This window comes from Thermopolyspora flexuosa (genome assembly GCF_006716785.1).
GTDB classification, from domain to species: domain Bacteria; phylum Actinomycetota; class Actinomycetes; order Streptosporangiales; family Streptosporangiaceae; genus Thermopolyspora; species Thermopolyspora flexuosa.
Genome location: NZ_VFPQ01000001.1, coordinates 3,104,285 through 3,116,750 on the forward strand (window position 1 = coordinate 3,104,285; position 12,466 = coordinate 3,116,750).

13 protein-coding genes are annotated in these 12,466 nt (G+C 74.0%); 6 read left to right on the forward strand and 7 right to left on the reverse strand.

Annotated features, from left to right (window positions below; all coding sequences use genetic code 11):
* Positions 1–16: 16 nt before the first annotated feature.
* Positions 17–1,072, reverse strand: a complete 1,056-nt coding sequence (locus tag FHX40_RS13115; protein ID WP_229788289.1) for a PucR family transcriptional regulator — start codon at positions 1,070–1,072, stop codon at positions 17–19.
* Between the two features lie 116 nt (positions 1,073–1,188).
* On the opposite strand from FHX40_RS13115, the gene FHX40_RS13120 reads away from it, so the two are divergent.
* Both FHX40_RS13120 and pruA read left to right on the forward strand, forming a co-directional pair.
* A complete protein-coding gene (locus FHX40_RS13120) occupies positions 1,189–2,112 on the forward strand; it encodes a proline dehydrogenase family protein (RefSeq protein WP_142259869.1) in 924 nt (307 codons plus the stop codon).
* A gap of 43 nt (positions 2,113–2,155) precedes the next feature.
* Entirely contained in the window at positions 2,156–3,781 is a 1,626-nt protein-coding gene (gene pruA / locus FHX40_RS13125) for an L-glutamate gamma-semialdehyde dehydrogenase (RefSeq protein WP_142259870.1), read from the forward strand.
* Between the two features lie 10 nt (positions 3,782–3,791).
* Here pruA and FHX40_RS13130 read toward each other — a convergent pair whose 3' ends face one another.
* The 3 genes from FHX40_RS13130 to FHX40_RS13140 form a co-directional block, all read right to left on the reverse strand.
* Positions 3,792–4,208: a PPOX class F420-dependent oxidoreductase gene (locus FHX40_RS13130; protein ID WP_142259871.1), complete on the reverse strand. Its 417-nt coding sequence runs from the start codon at positions 4,206–4,208 to the stop codon at positions 3,792–3,794.
* A 137-nt stretch (positions 4,209–4,345) separates the two neighbouring features.
* Positions 4,346–5,998, reverse strand: a complete 1,653-nt coding sequence (locus FHX40_RS13135; protein WP_142259872.1) for a thiamine pyrophosphate-binding protein — start codon at positions 5,996–5,998, stop codon at positions 4,346–4,348.
* Positions 5,995–6,756, reverse strand: a complete 762-nt coding sequence (locus tag FHX40_RS13140) for a cyclase family protein (RefSeq protein ID WP_142259873.1) — start codon at positions 6,754–6,756, stop codon at positions 5,995–5,997. Before FHX40_RS13140 ends, FHX40_RS13135 begins: the two co-directional genes overlap by 4 nt.
* Positions 6,757–6,939: 183 nt before the next feature.
* Here FHX40_RS13140 and dhaK point away from each other — a divergent pair, with 183 nt between their 5' ends.
* The 3 genes from dhaK (at position 6,940) to dhaM (ending at position 9,076) form a co-directional block, all read left to right on the forward strand.
* The gene (dhaK, locus tag FHX40_RS13145) at positions 6,940–7,932 is read left to right on the forward strand and encodes a dihydroxyacetone kinase subunit DhaK (RefSeq protein WP_142259874.1); all 993 of its coding nucleotides are present in this window, start codon (positions 6,940–6,942) and stop codon (positions 7,930–7,932) included.
* A 37-nt stretch (positions 7,933–7,969) separates the two neighbouring features.
* A complete protein-coding gene (gene dhaL / locus FHX40_RS13150) occupies positions 7,970–8,623 on the forward strand; it encodes a dihydroxyacetone kinase subunit DhaL (protein WP_142259875.1) in 654 nt (217 codons plus the stop codon).
* Positions 8,624–8,695: 72 nt separating this feature from the next.
* A complete protein-coding gene (gene dhaM / locus FHX40_RS13155; RefSeq protein WP_142259876.1) occupies positions 8,696–9,076 on the forward strand; it encodes a dihydroxyacetone kinase phosphoryl donor subunit DhaM in 381 nt (126 codons plus the stop codon).
* A gap of 65 nt (positions 9,077–9,141) precedes the next feature.
* Here dhaM and FHX40_RS13160 read toward each other — a convergent pair whose 3' ends face one another.
* A complete protein-coding gene (locus FHX40_RS13160) occupies positions 9,142–9,570 on the reverse strand; it encodes a CBS domain-containing protein (RefSeq protein WP_142259877.1) in 429 nt (142 codons plus the stop codon).
* A gap of 223 nt (positions 9,571–9,793) precedes the next feature.
* Between FHX40_RS13160 and FHX40_RS13165 the strand changes: the two genes are divergently transcribed.
* A complete protein-coding gene (locus tag FHX40_RS13165) occupies positions 9,794–10,279 on the forward strand; it encodes a MarR family winged helix-turn-helix transcriptional regulator (protein WP_142259878.1) in 486 nt (161 codons plus the stop codon).
* 38 nt (positions 10,280–10,317) lie between these two features.
* Here the strand turns inward: FHX40_RS13165 and der are convergent, their stop codons facing one another.
* Both der and cmk read right to left on the reverse strand, forming a co-directional pair.
* A complete protein-coding gene (gene der / locus FHX40_RS13170; RefSeq protein WP_229788401.1) occupies positions 10,318–11,700 on the reverse strand; it encodes a ribosome biogenesis GTPase Der in 1,383 nt (460 codons plus the stop codon).
* A 50-nt stretch (positions 11,701–11,750) separates the two neighbouring features.
* Positions 11,751–12,425, reverse strand: a complete 675-nt coding sequence (gene cmk / locus FHX40_RS13175; protein WP_142259880.1) for a (d)CMP kinase — start codon at positions 12,423–12,425, stop codon at positions 11,751–11,753.
* Between the last annotated feature and the right edge of the window lie 41 nt (positions 12,426–12,466).

The following is a 12,466-nucleotide window of genomic DNA, read 5'->3' on the forward strand; positions in this document are numbered from 1 at the left end:
CCAGCCTCACGCCGGTCTAGTGATACACGAGGGGCGCGGCCTTGAGGCCGAGGTGGAGGAGGAGGCGTTGCTCGCCGTCGGCGAGGTCGAGGCCGGTGAGGTGCTCGGCGCGGCCGAGGCGGTAGTAGAGGGTCTGGCGGTGGACGCCGAGGGCCTCGGCGGTCTCGCCGGCGTGGCCGCCGTGGTCGAGGTAGGTCTCGACGGTGCGGGCGAGCTCGCCGGACAGGCCGAGGGCGGGGGCGGCGAGCTCGAGCAGGTCGGTGCGGGGCAGGCGGGACAGGACGCGGTAGACGCCGAGGTCGGGCCAGGACGCGACCGGGCCGTGGCGGTCCACGGCCTCGGCGACGCGCAGGGCGTGCAGGGCCTCGCGCCAGCTCTGCCAGGCGTCGGCGATGTCGTCGCGGGGGCCGCCGATGCCGGCGGCCGTGCCGTACATGGCCTGGACCTTGCGGGCGACGTCGCGGGCCTGGGTGGCGGGGGCGAGCAGCGCGGTGAGCGGGTCGCCGGGGTCGGCGAGCACGCCGCGGGGCAGCGACCACAGCGAGGCCACCGCGTCCGGGGACGCGCGTACCGCGATCGCGCAGACCGGGGCCGGCACGTCCACCTCGAGGCCGGCCTCGGCGCGGACGTCGGGGTCGACGGAGAACAGGGCGCGCAGCGCGGCGCCCGCCTTCTGGCGGCTGCGGACCTCCTGGGCGAGGGCGGCCGCGGCCCGGCGGACGAGGGGCGCGGCGGCCGCGAGGCGGTCGTCGGTGATCGCGCCGGAGTCGAGCAGCCACAGGTAGCCGTAGGTGACGCCGCGGTACCGGAGCGGCACGCAGATCCGGGCGAGCACGCCGAGGCGCTGGTCGGCCGGGATGCGTACCGGCGCGGTCGCGGTGGCGATGCCGAAGCCCTCGAAGTAGGCGCGCACCCGGTCGCTGGCGCGGCGGCGCAGGATCGACTCCTCGCGCACCCGGTCGATGGCGCCGCTCTGCGCGCAGTAGGCGACGAGCCGGAAGGCCCGGTCCTCGATCGTCGCCGCGCCGCCGAGGACCTCCGCGATCTCGTCGACGATGCTCTGAAGGTCCACCCCGCCATTGTCCGTCATGTCGGAAAGTGCCCTCATACAGGTGTATGAAGGTGGCTTGACCGACCCGTTGCGGTTGTCCATAGGCCGCGCCGACCTGCCCTATCTAGCGTGGGGGCATGCTCGGTACGGTGCTCACGGCGGCGGCGCAGAGCCCGCTCGCCCGGCGTGTGGTGTCGGAGTTCCCGCTCACCAGGCGGGTCGTCGACCGGTTCGTGGCCGGGGAGGACGTGGCGGCCGCGCGGGCCACGGTGGAACGGCTCGCGGCGGACGGCTTCGCGGTCACGGTCGACCATCTCGGCGAGCACGTGCGCGACGCGGCGGTCGCCGCGGCCACGGTCAAGGCGTACCTGGCGCTGCTCGGCGAGCTGCGCGCGCTCGGCCTCGGCGACCGTGCCGAGGTGTCGGTGAAGCTGTCCGCGCTGGGGCAGGCGCTCGGCCCGGACGGCGAGCGGATCGCGCTCGACCACGCCCGGCAGATCTGCGCGGCGGCACGCGAGGCGGGCGTGCAGGTCACCCTCGACATGGAGGACCACACCACCACCGACTCCACGCTGGCGATCCTGCGCGAGCTGCGCGCCGACTTCCCCGGCACCGGGGTCGCGCTGCAGGCCTGCCTGCGCCGTACCGAGGCCGACTGCCGTGACCTGGCGGGCCCCGGCTCGCGGGTACGGCTCGTCAAGGGCGCCTACGCCGAGCCCGCCTCGGTCGCCTACCGGGACAAGCACCAGGTCGACCTGGCGTACGTGCGGTGTCTGCGGGTGCTCATGGCGGGCAGCGGGTATCCCATGGTGGCCACGCACGACGACCGCCTCATCACCATCGCCGAGTCGCTCGCCGCGCGGCACGGGCGCGGCCGGGACGGCTACGAGTTCCAGATGCTCTACGGGGTACGGCCCGGCAGGCAGCGGGAACTGGCCGCGTCGGGGCGGACGGTGCGGATCTACGTCCCGTACGGCACCGACTGGTACGGGTACTTCATGCGGCGGCTCGCCGAGCGGCCCGCGAACGTCGCCTTCTTCCTGCGCTCGCTCGCCTCCTGAGGCGACGGGAGTCCGGGACAGATCGCGGAGGGGAGTCATCGAGATGGACGCCATCAGCAACGTTCCCGAGCCGGTCAACGAGCCGGTGCTCGGCTACGCGCCGGCGAGCCCGGAGCGCGCCGCGCTGGAGAAGCGGATCAAGGAGCTGTCGGGGGCCGCCCTCGAGCTGACCATGACGGTGGGCGGCGAGCGGCGCATGGCCGGCGGCGAGCCGATCGACGTGGTGCAGCCGCACAACCACGCCGCGGTGCTGGGCCGTACCGCGGAGGCGACCGGCGACGACGTGCGGGCGGCGATCGACGCCGCGCTCGCCGCGGCCCCGGCCTGGCGGGCGCTGTCGTTCGACGACCGGGCGGCGATCTTCCTGCGGGCGGCCGAGCTGCTCGCCGGGCCGTGGCGGGCGACGCTCAACGCGGCCACCATCCTCGGCCAGTCGAAGTCGGTCTACCAAGCGGAGATCGACGCGGCCTGCGAGCTGATCGACTTCTTCCGGTTCAACGTGGCGTTCGCGCGGCGGCTGCTCGCCGAGCAGCCGATCTCGGCGCCCGGGGTGTGGAACCGCATGGAGTACCGGCCGCTGGAGGGCTTCGTCCTGGCGATCACGCCGTTCAACTTCACCTCGATCGCCGCGAACCTGCCGACCGCCCCGGCGCTGCTCGGCAACGTCGTGGTGTGGAAGCCGTCGCCGACCCAGCAGTTCGCCGCCGAGTTCACCATGCGGCTGCTGGAGGAGGCCGGGCTGCCGCCCGGCGTGATCAACATGGTGACCGGGCGCGGGCAGGCGATCTCCGAGGTGGCGCTCGCCCACCCCGAGCTCGCCGGCATCCACTTCACCGGCTCCACCGCGACCTTCCAGCACCTGTGGGCCACGGTGGGCGCGAACATCAGCCGGTACCGCGGCTACCCGCGGCTGGTCGGCGAGACCGGCGGCAAGGACTTCGTGGTGGCCCACCCGTCGGCCGACCCGGCGGTGCTCTCCACGGCGCTGATCCGGGGCGCGTTCGAGTACCAAGGCCAGAAGTGCTCGGCCGCCTCCCGCGCGTACCTGCCGCGGTCGCTGTGGTCGCGGATGCGGGACGACTTCGTCGCCACCGCCGAGTCGCTCACCGTGGGGGACGTCGCCACCGACCTGTCGTGCTTCATGGGGGCGGTGATCGACGAGCGGGCCTTCGCCAAGTGCAGGGCGGCGATCGACCGGGCCCGCGCGGTGGACTCGATCACCGTGCTCACCGGGTCGTACGACGACTCGGCCGGGTACTTCGTGCGGCCCACGGTGCTGGAGTGCACCGACCCCACGGACGAGGTGTTCGTCAAGGAGTACTTCGGGCCGATCCTCGCCGTGTACGTCTACGACGACGACCGGTTCGAGCAGGTGCTCGACCAGATGGAGGGCGTGGCGCCGTACGCGCTCACCGGGTCGATCATCGCGACCGACCGGCAGGCGATCGCGCTCGCCACCGAGCGGCTGCGGTTCGCCGCGGGCAACTTCTACGTCAACGACAAGCCGACCGGGGCGATCGTGGGCCAGCAGCCGTTCGGCGGGGCCCGCGCCTCGGGCACGAACGACAAGGCCGGGTCGATCCTCAACCTGCTCCGCTGGGTGAACGCCCGGGCGATCAAGGAGACGTTCGTCCCGCCGACCGACCACCGCTACCCGCACATGGGGTGAGGCCGCGCGGCTACTCGGCGACGCCGCGGTAGGCGTGCACCCGCTCCACGTGCAGCCGGACGAGGAGCTCGCCGGGTACGGCGTTGCGCATGCCGTACTCGGCGGCGCGCTCCCGGCCCATGTAGCGGGCCGCGATGCGGGACGCCCAGGCGCGCAGGTCGTCCAGGTCGGCCGACAGCGTCGTGGTGCCCTCGAGCAGCACGAACGAGTACGGCGGGGACTGGTCGTCGACGCACAGCGCGGCCCGCGGGTCGCGGTGCAGGTGCCTGCCCTTCACGCTCGACTCGCCGGTCTGGAACACCACGTCGTCGCCGTCGAGGAGGAACCAGACCGGCGTGACGTGCGGGCTGCCGTCGGCGCGGGTCACGGCGAGCTTGCCGGTGCGGGTGCCGGTGAGCACGAAGTCCCGCCACTCTCTGTCAGTCATCGGCTCCACGGCGTAGACGCTAGCCGCCGGCGGCCCGCCGCGCCCGGCACCCACGCGCGGCGTGTCCCGCGTGTCCCGGGAGCCGGCCGGGGGCGTGCCGCTCCTGCAGCCGCGGCGGCACGCCCCCGGCACAGCGATCAGTGGCCGCGGAACGCCTCCTCCAGCCACCACGCCCCGCGCTCCCGGGTCACCTTCGCGTCGACCAGCATCGGGCGGTCGCGCGGGCCCGTGACCCAGTCGGCGACGGCGGCGAGGTCGGCGGGCTCGCGCACGGTCACCGCCTCGAACCCGAAGCCCCGGCCGACCGCGGCGAGGTCGGCGGGCGGGAACTCGACCAGGTCGAGCGGGTGGCCGTCCGGCCCGAAGTGGTGGATCTCCGCGCCGTAGGCCTCGTCGTCGTACACCACGACCAGCATCGGCAGGCCGAGCCGTACCACGGTCTCCAGCTCGGAGGCGGCCATGAACGCGCCGCCGTCGCCGAGCGCGGCCACCGGAAGCCGGTGCGGCTGGGCGAGCGCGGCGCCGATCGCCGTGGCGAGGCCGAGGCCGACCGACTGGAACGCCTGGGTGAAGCAGAAGGCGTTCTCGTCCGGGACCGACAGGAACATCGACGGGTAGCCCATGAAGTTGCCGGAGTCGACCGCCACCACCCGCTCGGCGGGGAGCAGGTCGTCGAGCCGGATGGTGAGCGTGCGCGGGTCGATGCGGCCGCCGCCGGTCTCGTCCCGGTACGGCTCGGCCCGCCAGCGGATCCGGGCGGCGATGCGGCGGCCGACCTCGAGGGTGCGGTAGCGGCCGCCGGCGGGGGCGCCGAGGCGGTCGAGGGCGTCGGTGACCGCCCGCGCGACCGCGGCGACGTCGCCGGTGACGCCGAGGTCGACCGGCCGGTGCGCGCCGAGCGCCGCCGGGTCGTGGTCGACCTGGGCGACCTTCGCGCCCGGGCCGATGAGCCGGCCGTGCCGCATCGTCCACATGTTGAGCGCGCAGCCCCAGCCGACGATCAGGTCCGCGCCCGCGATCAGCTCGGCGGCGAGCGGCGAGGAGAACCCGCCGCTCACGTCGAGGTCCCATGGGCCGCCGCGGAACAGGCCCTTCGCCACGGCCGAGGTGGCGAGCAGCGCCCCGGCGCGCTCGCCGAGCGCCTCCAGCTCGTGCCGGGCGCCGCGGGCGCCGCGCCCGGCGACGAACACCGGGCGTTCGGCGGCGGCGAGCAGCCCGGCGAGCGCCTCCACCCCGGCCGGGTCCGGCTCGGCCGGGACGGGATCGGGCACCTCGGGCGTGCGGAACGTTCCGGGCAGCGCGCTCTCCTGCACCGGCAGCGGCAGGTTGAGCAGCACGGTCCGGCCGTCGCGGGCCGCCCGCCAGGCGCGGGCCACGTCGTCGAGCGCGGTCTCCGGGGAGCGCACCCGCTCGGCGGCCGCCCCGACCGCGGCGGCGAGCGCGTCCTGGTCGACGCGGAAGTTGGAGGTGGGCGAGGTCGCCTCCCCGGCGAGCACGAGCAGCGGGGTACGGCTCTTGGCCGCCTCGGCGAGCCCGGTGAGCGCGTTGGTGAGGCCCGGCCCCTGGTGCACGCTCACCACGCCGACCGTGCCGGTCAGCCGCGCGTAGGCGTCCGCCATGGTGATCGCGCCGCCCTCGTGCCGGGCGGCCACGTACGGCACGCCGTGCCGTACCAGGGCGTTGGTCACGTGGAAGTTGCCGCTGCCGACCACGCCGAAGGCGCGCGGCCCACCCGGCCCGGCCTTCGCCAGCTCGGCGACGGCCCGGCCCACCGCCTCGGCGACGTTCACCGCTCCACCAGGGCGATCACGCGGGCCGGGCTGCCGGAGCCGCCGAGGATCGGCAGCGGGCCGGCGATCACGACCGCGCCGGTGGGCGGCAGCCGGTCGAGGTTGCGCAGCTGGGTGAGGCCGTACTTGCCCGCGCCGAGCAGGTAGGCGTGGCAGGGGAAGGCCGGGTCGAAGCCGCCCGCGGCGCCCGCGTCGGTGCCGACCGTCTCCACGCCGATGCCCGCGATCGGGGTCTGCTCGGCGAGCCAGCGGGCGCACTCCACCGAGACGCCCGGGGTGTGGCCCTCGTTGAGGAACTCCTCCTCCGAGTCGCCGCGGGCGGCCCAGCCGGTGCGGTAGAGCAGCCAGCCGCCCTCCGGCAGCGGGCCGTGCCGCTCCTGCCAGGCGGTGACGTGCTCGACCTGGAGCAGGAAGTCGGGGTCGGCGGCGGCCTCGGCGGTGAAGTCGAGCACCACGGCCGGGGCGATCAGCCGGGAGACCGGCACCTGGGCGACGTCCTCGCCGTCCTTGCCGGTGATCCAGTGGATCGGCGCGTCGAAGTGGGTGCCGGTGTGCTCGCCGGTGGTGATGTTGTTCCAGTACCAGGCCGGGCCGCGGTCGTCGTACCGGCTGATCTCCTCCAGGCGGAACGGCACCGTGTTGCCGAACGGCTCCGGCAGCTTGAGGATCGGCGTCGTCTCCGACAGCGGCGCGGTGAGGTCGATCACCTCGATCGAGCCGTTGCCGATGCCCTCGAGCAGGCTGCGCAACACCGACATCGTCGCCTCCCAGGCGGTTATCCGGTCCGGGGCAGAACCCGGCATATCTGATGAGGAATGTCCAGATCCTCCTATATCGATAAGGATCATCGCCACCCCGGGTGCTTGCCGATGCCGGGAAGCGGAAAAGGGTCTCCACGAGGGGTGTCGTAACGGCACCGACGCAAGGACGGGGATCGCATCGTGAAGAAGCTCATCAACGACGCCGAGTCCGTGGTCGCCGACGCCCTGGCCGGGATGGCGGCGGCACACCCGTCGCTCCGCGTCGACGTGCGGAACCGCATCGTGCTGCGCGCCTCCGGCCCGCGCCCCGGCAAGGTCGCCGTGGTCTCCGGCGGCGGCTCCGGCCACGAGCCGCTGCACGCCGGATACGTCGGGTACGGCATGCTGGACGCGGCCTGTCCCGGGGAGATCTTCACCTCCCCGGTGCCCGACCAGATGCTCGAGGCGGGCCAGCGCATGCACGGCGGGGCCGGGGTGCTCTTCGTGGTGAAGAACTACACCGGCGACGTGCTCAACTTCGAGATGGCCGCCGAGGCGCTCGCCGAGGAGGGCATCGAGGTGGCGAGCGTGCTCGTCAACGACGACGTGGCGGTGCAGGACTCGGTGTACACCGCCGGGCGGCGCGGCACCGGGGCCACCGTGCTCGTCGAGAAGATCACCGGCGCGCTCGCCGAGACCGGCGCCCCGCTCGCCGAGATCGCGCTCACCGGCGAGGAGGTGAACGCCCGCAGCCGCTCCTTCGGCATCGCGCTCACCCCATGCGTCACCCCTGCGGCCGGCGAGCCGACGTTCGAGCTCGGCCCGAACGAGGTGGAGCTCGGCATCGGCATCCACGGGGAGCCGGGCCGTACCCGCACCGCGCTCGAGCCCGCCCGGGAGCTGGTGCGCATCGCGATGGACGCGATCAACGACGACCTGCCGCTCAGCGGCGACGTGCTCGTCATGGTCAACGGCATGGGCGGCACCCCGCTGATCGAGCTGTACGTGGTCTTCGCCGAGGTCGCCGCGTACCTGCGCCGCAAGGGGGCGAACGTCACCCGGCGGCTCGTGGGGAACTACATCACGAGCCTCGACATGCAGGGGTTCTCGGTGACCGTCTGCCGGCTGGACGAGCGGCTCACCCTCCTGTGGGACGCCCCGGTCGAGACCCCGGCGCTGCGGTGGGGCCGGTAGGCGAGGGACGGCGGACGGACGGCGGAAGGAGACAGCGGTGGACACTCGGTTCTTCGCCGCGTGGCTGGAGGAGTGCGCCAGGGTCGTGCACGAGCAGCGGGAGTACCTCACCCGGCTCGACGCGGCGATCGGCGACGCCGACCACGGCAACAACCTCGACCGCGGCTTCACCGGGATCCGCCAGGCCCTCGCCGAGAACGCGCCGAAGACCCCCGGCTCGCTGCTCGCCCTCGCGGGCACCACGCTGGTCCGCAAGGTCGGCGGAGCGTCCGGCCCGCTGTACGGCAGCGCCCTGCGGCAGATGGGCAAGGCGCTGGGCGACGCCGAGACGGTCGGCCTTGCGGAGCTGACCGGGGCGCTCGAGACCGGCCTGCAGACGGTGCGCCGGCTCGGCGGCGCCGAGGTCGGGGACAAGACCATGGTGGACGCGCTCGCCCCGGCCTGCGTCGCGCTGCGGCGGGCGGTGGAGGAGGGGGTCAAGCCGCAGGAGGCGCTGAGCCGCGCCGCGGACGCGGCCGACAAGGGGGCGAAGGACACCGTCTCGATGCAGGCGCGCAAGGGCCGGGCGAGCTATCTCGGGCCGCGCAGCATCGGTCACCAGGACCCGGGCGCCACCTCGACCGCGCTCATCCTCGCCGCGCTGCGCGACGTCGCGGTCTCCTGGGCGGAGCCCGGGGCGGCGGGGCCGTGAACCGGGCGGGCCCGCACGCCGCGCGCGCGGAAGGCGCGAACGGTCCGATCGGGAACGTGGGTGGGAGCCTGAATGGTGGGAATCGTGGTGGTCTCGCACAGTCCGGCGCTCGCCCGTGAGGTGGCCGCCCTGACCCGTGTCCTCGCCCCGGTCCCGGCGCCCATCGCTCCGGCGGGCGGGGCCGCGGACGGCTCGGCCGGCGCCGACATCGACCGGGTGCGCGACGCGGTCCGCTCGGTCGACCAGGGGGACGGCGTCGTCCTCCTAGCCGACCTCGGCAGCTCGGTGCTCACCGCGAGACTGCTGGTGGAGGAGCTCGGCGACCCCTCCGTGGTGCTCGCCGACGCGCCCCTGGTGGAGGGCGCGGTCGCCGCCTCGGTCATGGCGGGGGCCGGTGCCCCGCTCGCCGAGGTGCTCGCCGCCGCGGAAGGGGCCCGGGCCGGCAAGCTCTGACGGCCGCACGGCACCGATCCCGGGCGCGGCGCGCACCGGGAGTGCGGCCTGACGACGCGACGTGCTCAGCCGTGCAGGTAGCCGACGAGGTGGGCGTTCTCGGTCTCCAGCTCCTCGATCGCGCTCTTCACCACGTCGCCGATGCTCACGATCCCGGCGAGCCGACCGTTCTTCACCACCGGGATGTGCCGGATCCGGTGGTTGGTCATGGTACGGCGCAGCTCGTCGACGTTGGCGTCGGGACCGCAGGTGCGCACCTCGGTCGTCATGATCGACGAGACCGGGGCGTCGAGGATCTCCGCGCCCCGCTCGTGGAGCTTGCGGACGATGTCCCGCTCGGAGACGATGCCCGCGATGGTGGCGCCGTCGTCGGAGACGACCACGGCGCCGATGTTGAGGCCGGCGAGCACCGCCAGCAGCTCGCGCACGGTGGCGGACGGCCGGACCGTCGCCACGCTGGTTCCCTTGCGCTGGAGGATCGTGCCGATGAGCAAGCGCCACCACCTTTCGCACGGGCCGGCCGGACCGCCGGTGCGGACCCGTGCGCACCGCGCACGCCCGGGCACGGCGAAGGACCGTGTTACCCAGGCAACAGCTCGTCATCCGCGCTCGTCAAGGGCGATATCGGAGGTAACGGTAAAGAAACCGCGGCAGTAGGTCCCCCGGGGACGTGACCTCGGCCACGCCACCGGCACCGGCCGGGGATAGATTCACCTCATGACCGACGACGTCGAACCGCGCTGGCTCACCGGGGCCGAGCAACGGGCGTGGCGCGCCATCCTCGCCGCTCACAAACTCCTGGACCACCGGCTCGACCGTGAGCTGCACGAGTTCGGGCTCTCCCTCAACGACTACGAGATCCTCGTCCACCTCTCCGAGAGCCCCGAGCGCCGGATGCGGATGAGCGACCTGGCCGCCGCCACGATCCAGTCCCGCAGCCGGCTGTCCCACCAGATCTCCCGGATGGAGGCGGCGGGCCTGGTCGCGCGGGAGACCTGCCAGCACGACCGGCGGGGCACCTTCGCGGTGCTCACCGAGCACGGCTGGGCGACGATGCAGCGGGTCGCCCCCCACCACGTGGCGGGGGTGCGCCGCCACTTCCTCGACATGCTCAGCCCGGAGGACCTGGAGACGCTGGAGAAGGCGTACGCGCCGGTCATCGCCCACCTGCAGCGGATCCGCGCGGAGGAGGGCGACCGGTAGCGGGTGGCCGCCCGGAACCGGCGGCCCCCGCCCCGCGGTCAGCGGTGCTTGGCCGCCGGAGGCGCGCCGCGGCGCTCGCGGATCCGCATGCTGATGACGATCGGCGAGCCATCGAAGCCGTACGTCTCGCGGATGCGGCGCTCGATGAACCGGCGGTAGGTCTCCTCCAGGAAGCCGGTGGTGAACAGGATGAACCGCGGCGGCTCGACGTCGGCCTGCGTGGCGAAGAGGATCTTGGGCTGCTTGCCGCCGCGCACCGGCGGGGGCGTGGCCGCGACCAGCTCGCCGAGGAACTGGTTGAGCTTCGCCGTCGGCACCCGGTTCGACCAGGACTCGAGCGCGCGCTCGATCGCCGGGACGAGCTTCTCCACGTTGCGCCCGGTCTTGGCGGAGATGTTCACCCGCAGCGCCCAGGGGGTGCGGGTCATCCGCCGCTTGATCTCCCGCTCCAGGTCGTAGCGGCGCTCCTCGTCGAGCAGGTCCCACTTGTTGAACGCGATCACCATCGCCCGGCCCGCGTCCGCGACCATGCTCATGATCCGCAGGTCCTGCTCGCTGAGCGGCTGCGAGGCGTCGATCAGCACGACCGCGACCTCGGCCCGCTCCAGGGCGGCCTTGGTGCGCATGGTCGCGTAGAAGTCGGCGCCCTTCAGCTCCCGCTCGCGCCGCCGGATGCCCGCGGTGTCGATGAACCGCCAGGTCTTGCCGCCGAGCTCGATCAGCTCGTCCACCGGGTCCCGGGTGGTGCCCGCCATCGGGTCGACGAGCACCCGCTCCTCCCCGGCGAGCCGGTTGAGCAGCGACGACTTGCCCACGTTCGGCTTGCCGACGAGCGCGATCCGGCGCGGCCCGCGGTCGCCGCCGAACTGCTCGGGCGGCGCCTCGGGCAGCAGGTCGAGCACGGTGTCGAGCAGGTCGCCGCTGCCCCGGCCGTGCAGCGCCGACACCGGGCGGGGCTCGCCCAGGCCGAGCGACCACAGCACCGAGGACTCCAGCTCGAGCTGCGGGTTGTCCGCCTTGTTCGCGGCGAGGATGACCGGCTTGCCGGTACGGCGCAGCACCGCGCCGACCGCCTCGTCGGCGTCGGTGACCCCGACCGTGGCGTCCACCACGAACACGATCACGTCGGCGAGCTCGGCCGCGACCTGCGCCTGCTCGGCGATGCGCAGCCCCATGCCGGTCGCGTCGGGGTCCCACCCGCCGGTGTCGACCAGGGTGAACCGGCGTCCCCGCCAGGACGCCTCGTAGGTGACCCGGTCGCGGGTGACGCCGGGCACGTCCTCCACCACCGCCTCGCGGCGGCCGATGATCCGGTTGACCAGCGTGGACTTGCCGACGTTCGGGCGGCCCACGATCGCGACGACCGGCAGCGGACCGGCGGCGCCACCGCCTCCGCCCTGGTCCCGGTCGCCCTGCTCCAGGTCGGCGAACTCGGCCGCGATCAGGCCCTCGTCGCCATCGTAGTCCCCCGTCACGACGTTCTCTCCTTCGTCAGGCGCAGCACCTCGGCGATCACCTCGTCGAGGGTGAGCCCTGTGGTGTCCAGTTCGACGGCGTCGTCCGCCTTGGCCAGCGGGTTGACCGGCCGCGTCGAGTCGAGCTGATCCCGCCGGGCCATCGCCTCCCGCTGCGCCTCGAGGGTGGTGCCGGTCAGCTCCGCGGTACGGCGCCGCGCGCGCTCCTCGGCGCTCGCGGTGAGGAAGATCTTGACGGTGGCGTCCGGGGCGACCACCGTGCCGATGTCGCGGCCCTCGATCACGATGCCCGCGCCGTCCCGGCACGCCTCGTCCATGATCTCCCGCTGCCGGGCGACGAGGCGCCGCCGTACCTCGGGCACCGCGCTCACCGCGGACACCGCGCCCGTGACCTCGGGGCCGCGGATCGGCCCGGCCACGTCCACGCCGTCGACGGCGATCGCAGGCGCGTCCGGGTCGGTGCCGACCACGAGCTCGGGCTCGCCGGCACGGGCGGCGACCGCCGCCGCGTCGCCGACGTCCACGCCCTCGCGCAGCATCCACCAGGTGATCGCGCGGTACATCGCGCCCGTGTCGAGATAGCGCAGGCCGAGCTCGCGGGCGACCCCGCGGGACACGCTCGACTTGCCCGACCCCGAAGGACCGTCAATGGCGACGACCAGACCGGCCACGCTGTCTCCATTCCGTTCGAGTTGCCGCCCACGAGGTTACC